Genomic DNA, 17,067 nt, shown 5'->3' on the forward strand with positions numbered 1-17,067 from the left:
ATTGCGTAAAAAAAAACGTAACATTTACGGCCAATTCTGAGTGTTGATGCCGCCCCCTTCAGCGGGTCGCGTCGCCTTTCACTCAGACGGTTCCGTCGATTACCCAGAGCATTCTTCCCCCATGCCCCTGCTTGACAGCCCTTTCGCCCAGCTCGATCTGATTCGTCAGCCAGAGCAACACAATGATCCGCTGCAAGCATTCGATGCCGCCGACGAGTACCTGCTCAACCACCTTGGCGCACAGCAACCCAATGCGCTGACCCGCGTGCTGGTACTCAATGACAGCTTTGGTGCCCTCGCGGCCAGCCTAGCGGGCCAGATGCCGGTGACCTCCAGCGGCGACTCGTTCCTCGCCGCCCACGCCCTGGAGAAAAACCTGGTGCGTAACGGCAAGGCGTTTGATGCCGTGCCATTCGTACCCGCCAGCATCGCGCCGGTGGGGCCCTTCGATCGGGTGCTGATCCGTGTGCCAAAAACCCTGGCGCTGCTGGAAGAACAGTTGATCCGCCTGCAAGGGCAATTGGCGCCGGGCGCCGAGGTGATCGCCGGGGCGATGGTCAAGCACTTGCCCCGCGCCGCCGGTGAACTGCTGGAGCGTTACATCGGGCCGATGCACGCGACGCTTGCGGTCAAAAAGGCGCGATTGCTGATCGCCACCGTGGCAGATCGCCCTGTCGCAGTCTCGCCCTACCCCACCCGCTACACCCTGGACGCCCCAGCGATCGAGTTGCTCAACCACGCCAACGTTTTCTGCCGCGAAGGCCTGGACATCGGCACCCGTGCCTTCCTGCCGCACCTGCCGAAAAACCTTGGCAGCGCCCGCGTGGCAGACCTGGGCTGCGGCAATGGCGTATTGGCGATTGCCAGCGCTCTGCAAAACCCCGACACGCAGTACACGTTGGTGGATGAGTCCTATATGGCCGTGCAATCGGCGGCTGAAAACTGGCAAGCCGCCCTGGGCGATCGCGACGTGATTGTACGCGCCGATGACGGCCTGGCCGGTCAGGAGGCGCAATCGTTGGACGTGGTGCTGTGCAACCCACCGTTTCATCAACAACAAGTGGTGGGTGACTTCCTCGCCTGGCGCATGTTCCAGCAGGCACGCGAAGCCCTGGTAGTGGGCGGCGCGTTGTATATCGTGGGTAATCGCCACCTGGGCTACCACAGCAAGTTGGCGCGATTGTTCCGTGGCGTCGAACAAGTGGCGGCCACACCAAAGTTCGTCATCCTCAAAGCGCGCAAATAAAAAAGCCCTGCCCTTCCAATAGAAGAGCAGGGCTTGCCTCTCACGCTGGCAGGCCGGTTCGGTATGTCAGTGCGTGGTCAGGCCCGCCGCATTCATGAACATGCGCATCAGGCTGGCCACCACGAACAGGGCCAGCACGCTGCCGACCCAGATCATCGCCAGCCATCCCAGGCGCCGCCACAATGGCTGCTTCTCGGCCTGTTCAATCTCGTGCAGTGAAGGTTTACCGGACATGTTTCAACCCTCCTAGTGGTAGCCGTCTTCGTGGGTGACCTTGCCGCGGAACACGTAGTAGCTCCAGAAGGTATAACCCAGGATGAACGGGATGATGAACAACGTGCCCACCAGCATGAAGCCCTGGCTTTGCGGCGGTGCCGCAGCGTCCCAGATCGACACGGATGGCGGGATGATATTAGGCCACAAGCTGATGCCCAGGCCGCTGTAGCCCAGGAAGATCAGCACCAGCGTCAGCAGGAACGGCGTGTAGTGCGCATGACGAGCCACGGCGCGGAACAGTCCGTACATCGTGACCAATACCAGAACCGGCACCGGCAGGAACCAGAACAGGTTCGGCAAGGTGAACCAGCGCGAAGCGATTTCCGGGTGGGTCAGAGGCGTCCAGATACTGACGATACCGATCACCGCCAACACCACGAAAGCCAACGGCCGCGCCAGGTTATGCATCTGCTCCTGCAACTTGCCCTCGGTCTTCATGATCAGCCAGGTGCAGCCGAGCAAGGCATAGGCCACGATCAGCGCCACGCCGCAGAACATCGTGAACGGTGTGAGCCAGTCCAGTGAGCCACCGGCAAACTGGCGGTCCACCACCGGGATGCCGTCGATAAAGGCGCCCAACGCCACGCCCTGGAAGAAGGTCGCTGCCAGCGAGCCACCGATAAACGCCTTGTCCCACAGGTGACGCTTGTGGTCCTTGGCCTTGAAGCGGAACTCAAAGGCCACGCCGCGAAAGATCAGCCCGATCAGCATCAGGATCAGCGGCAGATACAACGCCGACAACACCACCGAATACGCCAGCGGGAAGGCGCCAAACAACGCCGCGCCGCCGAGTACCAGCCAGGTTTCGTTGCCGTCCCATACAGGGGCCACGGTGTTCATCATCACGTCACGGTCGACTTTGCCGGGAATAAACGGAAAGAGGATGCCGATACCCAGGTCGAAGCCGTCCATGACCACATACATCATGATGCCGAAGATGATGATCACGGCCCAGATCAGCGGAAGATCAATACCCATCTCAATTCCCCTTGTGCTGGATGTGGTCGTGGTCGTTATCGCTGCCATCGTCGGCGGCAGACAACGGACGCGCCGGGGTGCGTTTCTGACCAGGGCCACCATGGGCCGGTTCGGTACTGTCGTGAGTCACAGGGCCCTTGCGCACCAGGCGCATCATGTAACCCAGGCCTGCGCCGAACAGCGCGAAGTACACCACCACGAACAACACCAAGGTAATGGTCATCTGCGCCAGGCTATGCCCGGACGAGGCATCTGCGGTGCGCATCAGCCCGTAGACCACCCAAGGCTGGCGGCCGATTTCAGTGGTGAACCAGCCAGCAAGAATCGCAATCAGCCCGGACGGGCCCATCCACAGCGCCAGGTACAGGAACGGTTTGGAGGTGTACATCTTGTCGCCACGGCGCAGCCACAGGCTGAACAGACCGGTGAAGATCATCAGGAAACCCAGGCCAACCATGACCCGGAACGACCAGAACACGATGGTCGAGTTGGGGCGGTCCTCAGGGGGGAACTCCTTGAGGGCCGGCACCTGCTTGTCCAGGGAGTGGGTCAGGATCAGGCTGCCCAGGTACGGAATCTCGACCGCGTATTTGGTCTTCTCGGCTTTCATGTCCGGCCAGCCAAACAGAATCAGCGGCGTCGGCTCGTTGCCGATGTTTTCCCAGTGGCCTTCAATCGCGGCGATTTTTGCCGGTTGATGCTTGAGGGTATTAAGGCCATGGAAGTCACCGATCACCGCCTGGATGGGCGCAACGATCAGCGCCATCCACATCGCCATGGAGAGCATTTTGCGGATCGCCGGGTTGTCCTTGCCGCGCAGCAAATGCCAGGCCGCCGACGAGCCGACGAAGAATGCCGTGGCAACAAATGCAGCCGTGGCCATATGCATCAGGCGATAGGGGAACGAAGGGTTGAAGATCACCGCCAGCCAATCGGTGGGAATCACCCGGCCATCAATGATTTCAAAGCCCTGTGGCGTTTGCATCCAGCTGTTGGAGGCGAGAATCCAGAACGTGGAGATCAACGTCCCCACGGCCACCATCACCGTGGAGAAAAAGTGCAGCTTGCGCCCCACCTTGTTCCAGCCGAACAGCATCACACCAAGGAAACCGGCCTCAAGGAAGAAGGCCGTGAGCACTTCGTACGTCAGCAATGGCCCGGTGACAGCACCGGCGAAGTCCGAGAAACGGCTCCAGTTGGTGCCAAACTGATAGGCCATGACCAAGCCGGAGACCACACCCATGCCGAAGTTGACGGCAAAGATCTTCGACCAGAAATGGTAGAGGTCACGGTAGGTATCGTTATGAGTCTTGAGCCACAAGCCCTCCAGCACCGCAAGGTAACTGGCCAGGCCGATGGTGATCGCCGGGAACAGGATGTGAAACGAGATGGTGAACGCGAATTGAATTCGGGCGAGATCTAGCGCCTCCAAACCGAACATAAGTCTTCCTCTGTCAGGTAATACCGGCTGCTGGCTGGGAGCCTGCACCCACTGCCCCCACGGATATGGAGTGTGGCGAATTTCAATTCGTTTCTTTTTTTACCCATCTCGTGGGGATTCTGGCCTTGCGGCCGCCAGAGCAATTCCGGGGCAGGTTTTGATCTGGATCAAGCATCGTTGAAAGAGTAGTCCCATTTTTGCTGTACGACTGTGTGGTCTTTTGCCGCGTGACAGCTTGCCTCAGTCCTGTTCTTGCAACTATTTGTTACAGCTTGATGCTAATCTCGCCATTCCCCCGCTGCCGACCTGATTCCCGATGCCCAGTGAACCCGCGTTGCTGTTACGTCACCACCGCCCTTTCATCGCGTTCTGGCTGGCGCGGATCTTTACCGCCAGCGGCTTCCAGATGCTCACCGTGGCGATCGGCTGGAACCTCTACCAACTAACCGGCAACGTGCTGGACCTGGGGCTGGTTGGCCTGGTGGAATTCGTACCGCGCGTGCTGTTCATGCTGCACACCGGGCATGTGGCCGATCGCTATGAGCGACGCAGGGTCGCCGCCATTTGCCAGACGTTACAGGCGCTGATTGCCTTGTCCCTGGCCATCGGCGGCCTGACCGGCAACGTGACCCGCGAGATGATCTTTATCCTCGCCTTCCTGTTGGGCGCCGCGCGCTCATTTGAAATGCCCACCACCCAGGCACTGTTGCCAAGCATCGTGCCCAGCGCGTTGTTCCCACGGGCCGTGGCGGCATCGCAATCGGCCCAGCAACTGGCGACCATCGTCGCACCCGCCGTTGGCGGTTTGCTCTACGCGTTTGGTAGCGTGTGGGTGTACGGCCCGACCGTGGCGCTGTACCTGATTGCCTGCGTGCTGACCTTGAACCTGCCCGCCCGCCAGACGCCGCTCAACAAAGCCAAGGCCACGATGGACTCGCTGCTGGCCGGCATCCGCTTTATCCGCAGCCGCCCGGACATCCTCGGCGCCATCTCCCTGGACCTGTTTGCCGTACTGCTGGGCGGCGCCACCGCGTTGCTGCCGGTGTTCGCCAAGGACATCCTGCTGACCGGCGCCTGGGGCCTGGGCCTGCTGCGTTCGGCACCGGCGGTGGGCGCCTTGCTGATGTCACTGTGGCTGGCGCGGTTCTCGGTAGACCGCAAGGTAGGACGCGTGATGTTTACCGCCGTTGGCGTATTCGGCGTGGCGACCATTGCCTTCGGCCTTTCGACCTCGTTCTGGTTCTCCCTGGCGGTGCTGGTAGTGCTCGGCGCGGCGGACATGATCAGCATGGTGATCCGCGCGTCGTTCGTGCAACTGGAAACACCGGATGAGATGCGTGGGCGAGTCAGCGCGGTCAATGGCCTGTTTATCGGTGCATCCAATCAACTGGGCGAGTTCGAATCCGGGATAACCGCTCATTGGTTCGGCACCGTGCCGGCGGTGGTAATGGGCGGGATCGGCACGCTGGTGGTGACCGGGGTATGGATCAAGTTGTTCCCGACCCTCGCCAATCGCGATCGTATGCATGTGCCGGTGGAAGAAACCAAGCCATAAGCTTAAGCGTTGTACCCTGTGGGAGCCGGGCTTGCCCGCGATAACGGTGTATCAGGCAACTCTCTGGTGGCCGAGGCACCGCTATCGCAGGCAAGCCAGCTCCCACAGTTGGAGCTTCGGTGTTTGGAAGGCCGGTGCTAGAGCACTTTATCCAAGGTGATCGGAAACTCCCGCACCCGCTTGCCGGTGGCATGGTAAATCGCATTCGCCACCGCCGCCGCCACGCCGACAATGCCGATCTCCCCCACGCCCTTGGACCCTAGTGCATTGACCACATCGTCGTGTTCTTCGACAAACAGCACGTCAATCTCGCCAATATCGGCGTTCACCGGGATGTGGTACTCGGCCAGGCTGTGGTTCATGTAGCGCCCCAATGAGTGGTCGACCTGGGTCTCTTCATGCAGCGCCATGCCAATGCCCCACACCACGCCGCCAAGGATCTGGCTGCGGGCCATCTTCGGGTTGACCACGCGCCCGGCAGCAATCGCGCTGACCACACGGCTGACCTTGATGGTGCCCAGGTCTTCATCCACCCGCACTTCGACGAACACCGCCGAGTGCGTAGCGCTGGCATAACCCTCGCGCTTCTTGTCGGGCTCGCTGTCGACCTGTACCTGCAAGGCGTCTTCACCGCTGTCCTTGACCAGTTGCGCCAACGACACGCTCACGTCACCGCTGTGTAGCTGGCCGTCTTCAAACCGAACCGAATCGGCATCCTTGAATACCGGGTAAGTCTGCCGGGCGATCTCCAGCAATTTGGCATTCAGCGCTTCGCACGCTTGCTGTACAGCGGTGCCGACGGAAGACACGGTAAACGAACCGCCCTGCAACGGCGCCGTGGGCAATGACGAATCACCCAACAGAAAACTGATATCGGCCATCGCCACGCCACTGGCCTGAGAGGCAATCTGGGTCATCACCGTGTAGGTGCCCGTGCCAATGTCGGTGGTGGCACTGCTGACGGTGAGTTTGCCGCTGCTATCGATGCGTGCCTTGGCGCTGGCCTTCATCTGCATGGCTTCCCACACCCCACCGGCCATGCCCCAGCCGATCAATTGGCGACCGTCGCGCATACTGCGCGGTTCCGGGTTGCGCTGGCTCCAGCCGAAGCGTTCGGCGCCTTCGCTGTAGCATTCGCGCAGGGCTTTGCTCGACCAGGGTTTGTCTTCGTTCTGGTTGCGCTCGGCGTAGTTGATCAGCCGCAGTTGCACCGGGTCGATGGCCAAGGCGCAGGCCAGTTCATCCATGGCACATTCCAGGCCGATCACGCCCAGCGCAGCACCGGGGGCGCGCATGTCCAACGGAGTGAATACATCCAGCGGCACCAGCTTGTAGGTCAGTTGCACGTTGTCGCAGTGATAGAGCATGCCGCTCCACTCCACCACGTGCTCGCTGAAATCCTCGAAGCGCGAGGTCTGGCCAATCGCGGTATGCCCCAGGGCCAGCAAGCGCCCATTGGCGGCGGCACCCATCTGCAAACGCTGCAAAGTGCGTGGGCGATAGCCGAAGGTGAACATCTGCTGGCGAGTCAGGGTCACGCGCACCGACCGCTTGAGCACCAGGGACGCCATCACTGCCAGTGGCAGTTGGTACTGCGGGCGCAGGCCCGAACCGAAGGCGCCACCGACAAAGGCAGCAAAGATGCGCACCTGGCTTTTATCCAGGCCGAACACTTTTTGCACGTAGGCTTGGCAGTTCTGCGGCCCCTGGGTTTTGTCGTGGATATGCAACGTGCCGTCCGCCTGATACAGCACGGTGCTGGCATGGGGCTCCATGGGGTTGTGGTGTTCGATGGGGGTGCTGTAATGCAGATCGAGGCTGATCGCCGCACCGGCCCACTCGGCCTGAAAGTTGCCGCGTGGTTTGGGCGGTGTCTGCGGTGAAGGGTAGGCCCCTTCCTGCTGGGTGAGCAGGTCGGTTTCGAACGCTTCAGGCGCGTATTCGATGTGCACCAGTGAACCGGCGTGCCGGGCCAGTTCCAGGTTATCGGCGATCACCAGGGCCAGGGGCTGGCCGCTGTAAAGCACGCGGTCGTTGTACAGCGGGCGAAAGGGTGAGCCGTCGGCGGCATCATCATCCTGGAAGGCGTCGTCGTAACTGGCGATTCTGGGGCGATTGAGGTGATCAATGACCTCGACCACGCCGGGCAAGGCCAGGGCCTTGGAAGCATCGATCTTGATAACGCGGCCTTTGGCGATGGTGCTGGAGACGACACTGCCATGCAGCAGGCCATCCTCAGGGAACTCACCGGCATAGCGCGCCTGGCCTGTGACCTTGAGCAGACCGTCGACACGGTCCAGGGGTTTGCCGATGGCACTCATGGCTGTTCTCCTGCGACAGCGGCGTCGCTCAGGGCACGGATGATTGCGCGTCGTGCCAGTTTGATCTTGAAGCCGTTGTGCTCCAGCGGCTCGGCGTCTTGCAATAGGGCATCGGCAGCGTTGCTGAAGGTTTCGCGGCTGACGGTCTGACCGATCAATGCCGCTTCCACTGCGCGGTCGCGCCAGGGTTTGTGCGCCACGCCGCCGAGGGCCAGGCGCGCATCGATGATGGTGTCGCCGTCCAGTTCCAGCGCCGCAGCCACCGACACCAAAGCAAAGGCATAGGACGCGCGGTCGCGGATTTTCAAGTAGTGGCTATGCCGGGCCAGATGGTCGGCAGGCAGTTCGATTGCGGTGATCAGCTCGTCATCGGCCAATTGGTTGTCGCGCTGCGGCGCATCGCCGGGCAGACGGTGGAAGTCGGCGAACTCGATGACGCGTGCACCCCCACGCCCTTCTACATGCACCCGTGCCTGGAGCGCCGCCAGGGCCACGCACATGTCCGAGGGATGCGTGGCCACGCACTGCTCACTGGCGCCAAGGATCGCATGGATGCGATTCAACCCCGTACGCGCCGGGCAGCCGCTACCGGGCTCGCGCTTGTTGCACGGCACCGTAGCGTCATAGAAGTAGTAGCAGCGGGTGCGCTGCAACAGGTTGCCACCGGTACTGGCCATGTTGCGCAATTGCGGCGAGGCCCCCGCCAGGATCGCTTGGGACAACAATGGGTAACGCTGTTCGATCAGCGGGTGCCAGGCCAGGTCGGCATTGCTCACCAGCGCGCCAATTCGCACGCCGCCGTCGGCGGTTTCTTCAACCTCGTGCAAGGGCAAACCGGTGATATCGATCAAGTGTTCCGGGCGGCTGATGTTTTCTTTCATCAAGTCGAGCAGGTTGGTGCCCCCGGCAATGAAGCGCGAGGCCGCGTTGCTTAGGTGCACCGCCTCTTGAACACCGGCAGGCTTGCTGTAGTGGAAGGGGTTCATTGTTCACCTCCCGAGCGGTGGCACGCCGGCAGCGCCTCTTCAATGGCGTCGCGGATATTGCTGTAGGCACCGCAGCGGCACAGGTTGCCGCTCATCAGTTCCTGGATCTGCGCACGGTCGTGGGCGCGACCTTCATTGGCCAGGCCCACGGCGGAACAGATCTGGCCGGGGGTGCAATAGCCGCACTGGAAGGCGTCGTGTTTGATGAAGGCTTGCTGCATGGGGTGCAACTGGTCGCCTTCGGCCAGCCCTTCGATGGTGGTCAACTCGGCGCCGTCGCACATCACGGCCAGGGTCAGGCAGGCATTTACGCGCTTGCCGTCACGCAATACGGTGCAGGCACCGCACTGGCCGTGGTCGCAGCCCTTTTTGCTGCCGACCAGGTCCAGCTGTTCGCGCAGCAGGTCGAGCAAGGTGGTCCAGGGCAGCACATCCAGTTGGCGCGGCTGGCCGTTGAGTGTCATGCGTATCGGGTGGCGGGCAAACGGCTGGGCCGCCGCGCCATTGGGGTTTGCGCTCATAAACACCTCACGGGTTGAAGTACATCCGCGGCGTTCAGGAAAGTCGCCGTCTTAAGGGGTACGACTTCCCGGGATTTTGAGCGTTCAAGATGATTGATCAGCGGATATTGAGCTGGGCTTTCAAGGTGTTTTGCGGGGGGTTGATCGAGGTATTGGTGAATTCGAACCAGCCCTGGGCCTGGACATTCAGATCGAACACATAGATGTAGCCCATCAAGGTGCCCACGCCATTGCACGCCTCACTGATGTTGCCCACCTGGCACACCGCCGTGCGTTGCCCGTTCAACTCTGCGCCATTGAAGCGGCCCATCGGGCTGTTGCCCAGGCCGACTTCCATGACCGACACCTGGGTGGGCCCACGGTGTTCGCACATCTGGGTGGTGTTCACCCGTTCGGGGATGGTTTCGCTGCATTTTGCCGATTCCACCTTGAACACCCGCACCTCGCTCAACGCCGGTGCAGCCGCGCCCCACGCCGGTGCTGCGCCCAGCCACAGGCTGATACTGGCGATCAGAGCTAGACTCCACGCGTTGGCTTTTTTCATGCTGGCAATGACCCGGTATTGAACGTCGGCGCAGTATGCCTCAAGGCCATGCGCCACACAGCCTCGGCTGCTGGTATGATGCGCCGCTTTTTCCGATCCTCTCTGAAACCACAGGCGCTTGGCGCAATTTGTGCTTTGACTTAGAGGTCAACAAATAACGACGCACAATAGCGTCACAGGGAGCCGGCATGCTGGAAAAGCTGTTTCAACTCAAAGCCCACAACACCAATGTGCGCACCGAGATTCTTGCGGGGATCACCACCTTCCTGGCCATGGCCTACATCCTGTTCGTGAACCCGAGCATCCTCGGCGAAACCGGCATGGACAAAGGTGCGGTATTTGTCGCGACCTGCCTGGCGGCGGCCATCGGTTCCACCGTGATGGGCCTGATCGCCAACTACCCGATTGCGCTGGCGCCGGGCATGGGCCTCAACGCGTTCTTCACCTACACCGTGGTCTTGCACATGGGCCACACCTGGCAGGTGGCGCTGGGCGCGGTGTTCATTTCGGCGGTGCTGTTCTTCCTGCTGTCGATCTTCCGCATCCGCGAGTGGATCATCAACGCCATCCCACTGCCTCTGCGCTCGGCAATTGCTGCCGGTATCGGCCTGTTCCTGGCGCTGATTGCCCTGCATAACGCCGGGATCGTGGTCGCCAACCCGGCCACCCTGGTAGGCCTGGGCGACTTGAAACAACCGGCGCCAATCCTGGCGACGCTGGGTTTCGTCCTGATCGTCGCACTCGAAGCCCTGGCCGTACGCGGTGCGGTGCTGATCGGTATCCTGGCGGTGACCATCGCCTCCATCGTATTGGGCTTCACACCCTTCATCGGTGTGACCTCGGTGCCACCTTCGCTGGCTCCGACGTTCCTGCAGCTGGATATCAAGGGCGCGCTGGATATCGGCCTGGTCAGCGTGATATTCGCCTTCCTGTTCGTCGACCTGTTCGATAACTCCGGCACCCTGATCGGCGTCGCCAAGCGTGCCGGCCTGATGGGCAAGGACGGTCATATGCCGAAAATGGGCCGTGCGCTGATCGCCGACAGCACCGCCGCCATGGCCGGCTCGCTGCTGGGTACTTCCACCACCACCAGCTACATCGAATCGGCCGCAGGCGTGAGCGCCGGTGGCCGCACCGGCTTGACCGCCATCGTGGTCGCGATCCTGTTCCTGCTGGCGCTGTTCTTCTCGCCGCTGGCCGCCAGCGTGCCCGCGTATGCCACCGCGCCAGCCCTGCTGTTTGTAGCGGTGCTGATGAGCCAGGGCCTGGCCGAAATCGACTGGGATGACATTACGGTTGCAGCGCCGGTGGTGATCACTGCCCTGGCGATGCCCTTCACTTACTCCATCGCCAACGGCATCGCCTTCGGTTTCATCGCCTGGACCGCCATCAAGCTGCTTTCGGGCCGCTACCGTGAGCTGAACCCGGCACTGGTAATCCTGTCGATTCTGTTTGTGATCAAGCTGGGCTGGTTCAACGCATGACTTTTGACGCCGCAAGCTACACCGCTCAACTGCAAGACAAGGTCACGCGCTTGCGTGACCTGCTGGCACCCTTCGACGCGCCCGAGCCGCAGGTCTTCGATTCGCCCTTGCAGAACTTCCGCCTGCGCGCGGAGTTCCGCCTGTGGCGCGAAGGCGGTGATCGCCATTACGCAATGTTTTCCCAGGACGACAAGCGCACGCCGATCCTGATCGAAGCGTTTCCGATTGCCAGCCAGCGCATCAACCAGTTGATGCCGCAACTCAAGGCCGCCTGGCAAGCCAGCGCCGCCCTGAGCCACAAGCTGTTTCAGGTGGAGTTCCTCACCACCCTGGCCGGCGACGCGATGATCACCCTGTGCTATCACCGCCCGCTGGACGAGCATTGGCACACCGCCGCGAACAAGCTGGCGGCTGAGCTGAATGTGAGCATCATCGGCCGCTCCAAGGGCAAGCGCGATGTGATCGGCCAGGACTATGTGGTGGAGAAACTCGAGGTCGGTGGCCGCACCTTCAGCTACCGCCAGCCCGAAGGCGCCTTCACCCAACCCAACGGTACGGTGAACCAGAAGATGCTCAACTGGGCATACGAAGCCTTGGGCGATCGCCCCGACGATTTGCTGGAACTCTACTGCGGCAACGGCAACTTCACCCTGCCGCTGGCCACTCGCGTGCGTAACGTGCTGGCCACCGAGATCAGCAAGACCTCGGTGAACGCGGCCTTGAGCAACCTCGATGAAAACGCGATCGGTAACGTCAAGTTGGTGCGCCTCTCCGCCGAGGAACTCACCGAGGCGCTCAATGAAGTGCGCCCATTCCGCCGCTTGCACGGCATCGACCTGAAAAGCTACGAGTTTGGCAGCGTATTCGTCGACCCGCCCCGCGCCGGCATGGACCCGGACACCTGCGAACTGACCCGGCGTTTCGACAATATCCTGTACATCTCCTGCAACCCGGAGACGTTGGCCGCCAACATCGCGCAACTGCATGACACGCACCGGATTACCCAATGTGCGATGTTCGACCAGTTCCCGTGGACGCACCATATGGAATCGGGTGTGTTGCTGACCCGCCGATAAATCCGCGGCATATACCGACCCACATGTAGGAGCGAGCTTGCTCGCGAATAACGTCATTGATAACGCGGGTTGCCTGGGGAAATGCGTTGCCTGTGAGGTTTTCGCGAGCAAGCTCGCTCCTACAAAAGATGGGTGTTTATGAGCCGAGTTATCACTCATGCCGAGGGCCGGAAATACCCGGCCAACGCCCGCAAGTCCTGCTCGCTCAGCAACCCCGCGTAATACTTCAACTGAATGCGCGCCAGCAGGTACGCGTGGCGGGCATTGGCCAGGTCGCGGCGGGCAGTGAACAGTTGCTGCTCGGCGTCGAGTACATCAAGGTTGACCCGCTCGCCGCCACTGACGCTTTTCTGGGTGGCGGTGACCAGTGCCGTGGCGGAACTCACTGCCATTTCATAGGCCCGCACCTTGGCCGCGCCGCTGGTGTTGAGGTTGAATTGCTTGCGCAACTCCACCAAGGTTGCGGCGGTTTGCGCGTCCAGCTCGTATTGAGCCTGGGACAATTGGTTGGCCGCCTGACGGGTAGAGGCCGAGACCGAGCCACCGGCAAACAGCGGCAGGCTGATCTGGATGCCGACGCTGTTGGTGTCGTACTTCTGGTTGTAACTGCTTTCTGAGTCGGAACTGGTTTTGCGACTGGTCGCGTACAGGCTGACCTTGGGCAAGTGCCCGGCGCGCTTGCGCTCCACTTCATAAGAGGCCACGTCGAGCGCGTGATGCTGGGACTTGAGTTCGGGGTTGTTGGCCATGGCCAGTTCACGCCAGGTTTCGAAACGGTTGGGCTCAAGCGGCGCGATCTCGAATGCGCGGGCCAGGGGTGCCAGTTCTTCGATATGCAGCGGCTGGCCGACAATGGCTTCCAACTCACGTAAAGCGCTGTCCTGGGCATCCACGGCTTCGATCTCTTCGGCCTGGGCCAGGCTCAGGCGCGCCTGGGTTTCAAGCACATCGGTACGGGTACCCTCACCGCCTTTGAGCAGGCGGTCGTTGAGTTGCAGGCGCTCGGCAAACGTACGCTTCTGGGCACGGCTCAACTCGATGCGCTCTTGTGCCAGCAATGCCTGGCTGTAGGCGCCCAGTACCCGCACGGCCAGCTCCTGGCTCTTGCCGCGAAAGCGCTCGTCGGCCATCAACGCCTGGGCGGTGCCTTGGCGAAAACGCGCATAGGCTTCGTAATCGAGCAGCGGTTGCTGCAAGGTCAGGGCCGAGGCGTAGCTGCGGTAATTGCGGTCGCTGGTGACATTACCCACCGCCGTACTCTGGGTGACTTCGGACTCATTGCGCGAGTTGTTGTAGCTCCATGACAGGTTCGGCAACAGTGCGGCCCGACCAATCACGCGGCTTTCTTCACCGGCCTCACGCTCCTGGATCGCCGCCTGAAAGGTCGGGTCGTTGCGTAGCGCCAAATCATACACATCCAACAGACCCAGAGCGTTTGCCGCGGGCGTGCAACTTAAACAGAGGGTAAACAACAACGCCTTCATTCTTCCACCAGGGCCATATGGGTACGGTCCAGCAAGGGTTTGAACAGGTAGTTGAGCATCGAGCGCTCGCCGGTCTTGACGAAGGTTTCCACCGGCATCCCCGGACGGATCTGCACGCCGTCCAGTTGCTGCATACCCGCTGCGCTGACCTGGGCCCGTAGCGTGTAATACGGCTCATCGGTGCGCTCATCGACCTGGCGGTCGGCCGAGACCAACGTGACCTCGCCCGCCACCCGTGGCGTGGTGGATTGGTTGAATGCCGAAAACATCAACTCGACCGGCAAGCCCGGGTGCACCTTGTCGATCATCTGTACCGGCACCCGCGCCTCCACCCACAACGGCTCGTCCTGGGGCACGATGTCCATCAGGGCCTCACCGGGCTTGATCACGCCGCCTTCGGTATACACCTGCAACCCCACCACCACACCGGATGCCGGGGCGCGCACCAGGCTGTTGGCCAGTTCGAACTCGGCGGAGGCCAGGCGATTGCGCAAGTCCTCGCTGCGGGTGCGGGTCTCGGCCAACTGAGTGCGCAGGTCTTTCTGAAAGTCTTCGCCCAACTGGCGGATGCGCAAACGCAACTCCAGCACCTGGCGCTGCAACTGGCCGATACGCCCGAAATCCTCGGCGATGGCGCCGTCGATCTGCGCATACAGCCGCTCGCTGTCGAGCAGGCGATTACGAGGGATGTAGCCGTCGCGTGCCAGTTCGCGCAGGCCCTGAAGCTGTTCACTCAACGCCGCCCGCTGTTGCACTTTGCTCGCCTGGGAGGCCCGCGTGCCTCGCAACTGCGCCTCAAAGCCGGCGATGGTTTCGCGCAGGCCCGCCTGTTCGGTGGCCAGGGCCTGGGCACGGCTCTGGAATAACTGGCGTTGCAGGCTCAGGGTGTTCGCGGCGTCGGGATCGGCCAACAGCTCGGGGCCAAATGCAATGGCCGGCAAGCCTTCACTCTCTGCATTCAAGCGCGCTTCGCTGGCCAGCGACGCCAGGTATTGGCTGCGCAGTGACTGCATCTGCCCGCGCAACGGTGTTTCTTTCAAGCGCAACAACACCTGGCCTGCGCGTACCCGATCACCGTCACGCACGTCGATACGCTCGACGATCCCGCCCGCCGGGTGTTGCACCGTCTTGCGATGCCCCGACACCATGACCTTGCCCGCCACCGCCACGCCCTTGTCCAACGGTGCCAGCGCCGCCCAGCCAAGAAAGCCGGCAAAGCCTCCCAGCACCAGCCACCAACCCAGGCGCGAGTATTTTTTGTCATCCAGCGCCAGCACGTTGTGCGGCGGCTCACTGACCCATGCTGCTTTGCTCTGGCTCATGCGGGTTTTCCTTCACCGAAGCGGTAGCTCATGCTCATGCTCGACACCGGCTTGCTGACCACAGGCTTTTGCCGCGCCTCCAACACCCGCGCCGTCGGGCCGAACGCCTGCATCTGGCCGTCCTTGAGGATCAGCAACTGGTCGGTCACGCTCAGCACGTTGGGTTTGTGGGTGATCAGAATCAGGGTGCGGCGCTGTTGCTTGAGCTGGGTGATGGCTTGCAGCAGCGCCTGCTCGCCCACTTCGTCGAGGTTGGCATTGGGCTCATCCAGCACAATCAGCGCCGGCAGGCCGTACAGCGCACGCGCCAGGGCCACCCGTTGTTTTTGCCCGCCGGACAAGCCTGCGCCGCCCTCGCCCAGTTGCGTGTCGTAGCCTTGCGGCAGTTGCAGGATCAGCTCGTGCACGCCGGCCATTTGCGCCGCAGCGAGGACTTTATCTGCCTCCACCGTTTCAAAACGCGCGATGTTTTGCGCAATGCTGCCCGCGAACAGCTGGATGTCCTGGGGCAAGTAACCGATATGCGGGCCCAGTTGCTGTTTGTCCCACACGGCCAGGTCGGCGCCATCCAGGCGCACCTTGCCGACCAGCGGTGCCCAGGCCCCCACCAGTACCCGCGCCAGGGTGGACTTGCCGCAGCCCGAGGGGCCGATCACACCGAGCACGTCACCCGCCGGCAGGCTGAAGCCCAGGTTGGCCAGCGCGGGCCGACGGCTGCCGGGGGCGCAGGCGCTGATCTGCTCCAGGCTTACCTGGCCCTTGGGCACGGGCAGGCTCATGCGTGCCGGTCGCGCCGGGTTATCCTGCAGCATCAACGACAAACGCTCATAGGCCAGGCGCGCCGAACCCCACTGCTTCCATACGCCGATCAACTGGTCGATGGGGCTGAGCACGCGCCCCATCAGGATCGACCCGGCAATCATCATCCCCGGCGTAATGTCGCCGTTGACCGCCAACCAGGCGCCCAAACCCAGCACCAGCGATTGCAGGGCCAGGCGTACGCCCTTGGACCAGGCTGTGACCACCGCGGTCTTTTCACTGGCCAGGTTCTGCTGCACCAGAAACGCCTGGTGTTGGCTGAACCAGCGCCCGCGCAGTGTGGCGAGCATCCCCATGGCCTCGATGGTGTCGGCATTGCGCAGGTTGGCCGTGGCCTGCTGACTGGCACTGATCGACAGTTGGCTGGCCAGGGCCATCGGCGCCTGGCTGACATGGTGGTTGGCCCACGCCAGCGCGATCAGCAGCAGCGCACCACCCAGCGCCAGCAGGCCCAGCCAGGGGTGGAACAGGAAGATCACCAGCAGGTACACCGGAAACCACGGCGCATCGAAAAAGGCGAACAGCGCCTGGCCGGTGGCGAACTGGCGCAAGGTGGTCAGGTCGTGCAGGGCCTGGCCCGCGGCCTGGCTGCCGCCCTTGAGTTGCGCTTCATAAGCGGCGTCGAATACCCGCTGGTTCAAACGCATGTCCATCTGCGTACCGAGGCGAATCACCACTTGGCTGCGCACCCACTCCAACGCCCCCATCAAGGCGAACAGGCCGAGGATCATCAGCGTCAGCATCAGCAGGGTCATCTGGTTGCCGGAAGCCAATACCCGGTCGTACACCTGCAACATGTACAGCGCCGGGGCCAGCATCAGCAGGTTGATCACCGCCGAGAACAGGCCGATGTTGAAAAAGGCGCTTCTATAGGCCGTGAGTGCAGCCAGCATCTCATTCGCGCGCTTGGCACCGGGCCGAGTCATGGAGGTTGTCCCATTGAAGAGTCAAGCAAGGGCTCGCCCGGTGCGTTGACAGCACCTGCGGCGCACCCACAGAATTTGCCCCCGCCGC

General features: G+C 62.0%; 14 protein-coding genes. 4 read left to right on the forward strand and 10 right to left on the reverse strand.

Annotated features, from left to right (window positions below; all coding sequences use genetic code 11):
• Positions 1-121: 121 nt before the first annotated feature.
• Positions 122-1,246, forward strand: coding sequence for a methyltransferase (locus tag PSEBG33_RS03965; RefSeq protein WP_005791624.1), 1,125 nt, complete (start codon positions 122-124; stop codon positions 1,244-1,246).
• 66 nt (positions 1,247-1,312) lie between these two features.
• Here PSEBG33_RS03965 and PSEBG33_RS29095 read toward each other — a convergent pair whose 3' ends face one another.
• The 3 genes from PSEBG33_RS29095 to PSEBG33_RS03955 are packed head-to-tail and all read right to left on the reverse strand — an operon-like array spanning position 1,313 to position 3,941.
• Positions 1,313-1,480 (reverse strand): DUF2474 domain-containing protein, encoded by a 168-nt coding sequence (locus PSEBG33_RS29095; RefSeq protein WP_005791626.1) that lies wholly within the window; start codon positions 1,478-1,480, stop codon positions 1,313-1,315.
• Between the two features lie 12 nt (positions 1,481-1,492).
• Complete coding sequence (gene cydB, locus PSEBG33_RS03960) at positions 1,493-2,500, reverse strand: cytochrome d ubiquinol oxidase subunit II (protein WP_005791627.1); 1,008 nt, start codon at positions 2,498-2,500, stop codon at positions 1,493-1,495.
• A 1-nt stretch (position 2,501) separates the two neighbouring features.
• Positions 2,502-3,941 (reverse strand): cytochrome ubiquinol oxidase subunit I, encoded by a 1,440-nt coding sequence (locus tag PSEBG33_RS03955; protein ID WP_005791629.1) that lies wholly within the window; start codon positions 3,939-3,941, stop codon positions 2,502-2,504.
• Positions 3,942-4,257: 316 nt separating this feature from the next.
• Here PSEBG33_RS03955 and PSEBG33_RS03950 point away from each other — a divergent pair, with 316 nt between their 5' ends.
• Positions 4,258-5,496 carry an MFS transporter gene (locus PSEBG33_RS03950; protein ID WP_005791631.1) on the forward strand — a complete coding sequence of 413 codons (1,239 nt, stop codon included), beginning with the start codon at positions 4,258-4,260 and terminating at the stop codon, positions 5,494-5,496.
• Positions 5,497-5,633: 137 nt separating this feature from the next.
• On the opposite strand, the gene PSEBG33_RS03945 is transcribed toward PSEBG33_RS03950, so the two are convergent.
• The 4 genes from PSEBG33_RS03945 to PSEBG33_RS03930 form a co-directional block, all read right to left on the reverse strand.
• A complete protein-coding gene (locus PSEBG33_RS03945; protein ID WP_005791632.1) occupies positions 5,634-7,817 on the reverse strand; it encodes a xanthine dehydrogenase family protein molybdopterin-binding subunit in 2,184 nt (727 codons plus the stop codon).
• Entirely contained in the window at positions 7,814-8,803 is a 990-nt protein-coding gene (locus PSEBG33_RS03940) for an FAD binding domain-containing protein (RefSeq protein ID WP_005791633.1), read from the reverse strand. Before PSEBG33_RS03940 ends, PSEBG33_RS03945 begins: the two co-directional genes overlap by 4 nt.
• Positions 8,800-9,324, reverse strand: a complete 525-nt coding sequence (locus PSEBG33_RS03935) for a (2Fe-2S)-binding protein (protein WP_005791634.1) — start codon at positions 9,322-9,324, stop codon at positions 8,800-8,802. Before PSEBG33_RS03935 ends, PSEBG33_RS03940 begins: the two co-directional genes overlap by 4 nt.
• A gap of 97 nt (positions 9,325-9,421) precedes the next feature.
• Positions 9,422-9,868, reverse strand: coding sequence for a DUF4879 domain-containing protein (locus PSEBG33_RS03930; RefSeq protein ID WP_005791635.1), 447 nt, complete (start codon positions 9,866-9,868; stop codon positions 9,422-9,424).
• A 188-nt stretch (positions 9,869-10,056) separates the two neighbouring features.
• On the opposite strand from PSEBG33_RS03930, the gene PSEBG33_RS03925 reads away from it, so the two are divergent.
• Both PSEBG33_RS03925 and trmA read left to right on the forward strand, forming a co-directional pair.
• Positions 10,057-11,352 (forward strand): NCS2 family permease, encoded by a 1,296-nt coding sequence (locus tag PSEBG33_RS03925; protein WP_005791636.1) that lies wholly within the window; start codon positions 10,057-10,059, stop codon positions 11,350-11,352.
• Positions 11,349-12,428, forward strand: a complete 1,080-nt coding sequence (gene trmA, locus PSEBG33_RS03920; RefSeq protein WP_005791637.1) for a tRNA (uridine(54)-C5)-methyltransferase TrmA — start codon at positions 11,349-11,351, stop codon at positions 12,426-12,428. Before PSEBG33_RS03925 ends, trmA begins: the two co-directional genes overlap by 4 nt.
• A gap of 155 nt (positions 12,429-12,583) precedes the next feature.
• Here the strand turns inward: trmA and PSEBG33_RS03915 are convergent, their stop codons facing one another.
• The 3 genes from PSEBG33_RS03915 to PSEBG33_RS03905 are packed head-to-tail and all read right to left on the reverse strand — an operon-like array spanning position 12,584 to position 16,979.
• On the reverse strand, positions 12,584-13,912 hold the full coding sequence (locus PSEBG33_RS03915) for a TolC family outer membrane protein (protein WP_005791638.1): 1,329 nt from the start codon (positions 13,910-13,912) through the stop codon (positions 12,584-12,586).
• The gene (locus PSEBG33_RS03910) at positions 13,909-15,234 is read right to left on the reverse strand and encodes an HlyD family type I secretion periplasmic adaptor subunit (RefSeq protein WP_005791639.1); all 1,326 of its coding nucleotides are present in this window, start codon (positions 15,232-15,234) and stop codon (positions 13,909-13,911) included. Before PSEBG33_RS03910 ends, PSEBG33_RS03915 begins: the two co-directional genes overlap by 4 nt.
• The gene (locus tag PSEBG33_RS03905; protein WP_005791640.1) at positions 15,231-16,979 is read right to left on the reverse strand and encodes a type I secretion system permease/ATPase; all 1,749 of its coding nucleotides are present in this window, start codon (positions 16,977-16,979) and stop codon (positions 15,231-15,233) included. The genes PSEBG33_RS03910 and PSEBG33_RS03905 overlap by 4 nt, the downstream gene beginning before the upstream one ends.
• Positions 16,980-17,067 lie beyond the last annotated feature (88 nt).

The organism is Pseudomonas synxantha BG33R, from assembly GCF_000263715.2.
GTDB lineage: Bacteria > Pseudomonadota > Gammaproteobacteria > Pseudomonadales > Pseudomonadaceae > Aquipseudomonas > Aquipseudomonas synxantha_A.

Excerpts from the sequence above, each read along its gene's own strand:
- PSEBG33_RS03925 (WP_005791636.1), top strand. The coding sequence starts at position 10,057 with ATGCTGGAAAAGCTGTTTCAACTCAAAGCCCACAACACCAATGTGCGC.
- PSEBG33_RS03950 (WP_005791631.1), top strand. The coding sequence starts at position 4,258 with ATGCCCAGTGAACCCGCGTTGCTGTTACGTCACCACCGCCCTTTCATC.
- PSEBG33_RS03945 (WP_005791632.1), bottom strand. The coding sequence starts at position 7,817 with ATGAGTGCCATCGGCAAACCCCTGGACCGTGTCGACGGTCTGCTCAAG.
- PSEBG33_RS03965 (WP_005791624.1), top strand. The coding sequence starts at position 122 with ATGCCCCTGCTTGACAGCCCTTTCGCCCAGCTCGATCTGATTCGTCAG.
- PSEBG33_RS03935 (WP_005791634.1), bottom strand. The coding sequence starts at position 9,324 with ATGAGCGCAAACCCCAATGGCGCGGCGGCCCAGCCGTTTGCCCGCCAC.
- PSEBG33_RS03905 (WP_005791640.1), bottom strand. The coding sequence starts at position 16,979 with ATGACTCGGCCCGGTGCCAAGCGCGCGAATGAGATGCTGGCTGCACTC.
- PSEBG33_RS03955 (WP_005791629.1), bottom strand. The coding sequence starts at position 3,941 with ATGTTCGGTTTGGAGGCGCTAGATCTCGCCCGAATTCAATTCGCGTTC.
- PSEBG33_RS03910 (WP_005791639.1), bottom strand. The coding sequence starts at position 15,234 with ATGAGCCAGAGCAAAGCAGCATGGGTCAGTGAGCCGCCGCACAACGTG.
- PSEBG33_RS29095 (WP_005791626.1), bottom strand. The coding sequence starts at position 1,480 with ATGTCCGGTAAACCTTCACTGCACGAGATTGAACAGGCCGAGAAGCAG.
- PSEBG33_RS03930 (WP_005791635.1), bottom strand. The coding sequence starts at position 9,868 with ATGAAAAAAGCCAACGCGTGGAGTCTAGCTCTGATCGCCAGTATCAGC.
- PSEBG33_RS03940 (WP_005791633.1), bottom strand. The coding sequence starts at position 8,803 with ATGAACCCCTTCCACTACAGCAAGCCTGCCGGTGTTCAAGAGGCGGTG.
- cydB (WP_005791627.1), bottom strand. The coding sequence starts at position 2,500 with ATGGGTATTGATCTTCCGCTGATCTGGGCCGTGATCATCATCTTCGGC.
- PSEBG33_RS03915 (WP_005791638.1), bottom strand. The coding sequence starts at position 13,912 with ATGAAGGCGTTGTTGTTTACCCTCTGTTTAAGTTGCACGCCCGCGGCA.
- trmA (WP_005791637.1), top strand. The coding sequence starts at position 11,349 with ATGACTTTTGACGCCGCAAGCTACACCGCTCAACTGCAAGACAAGGTC.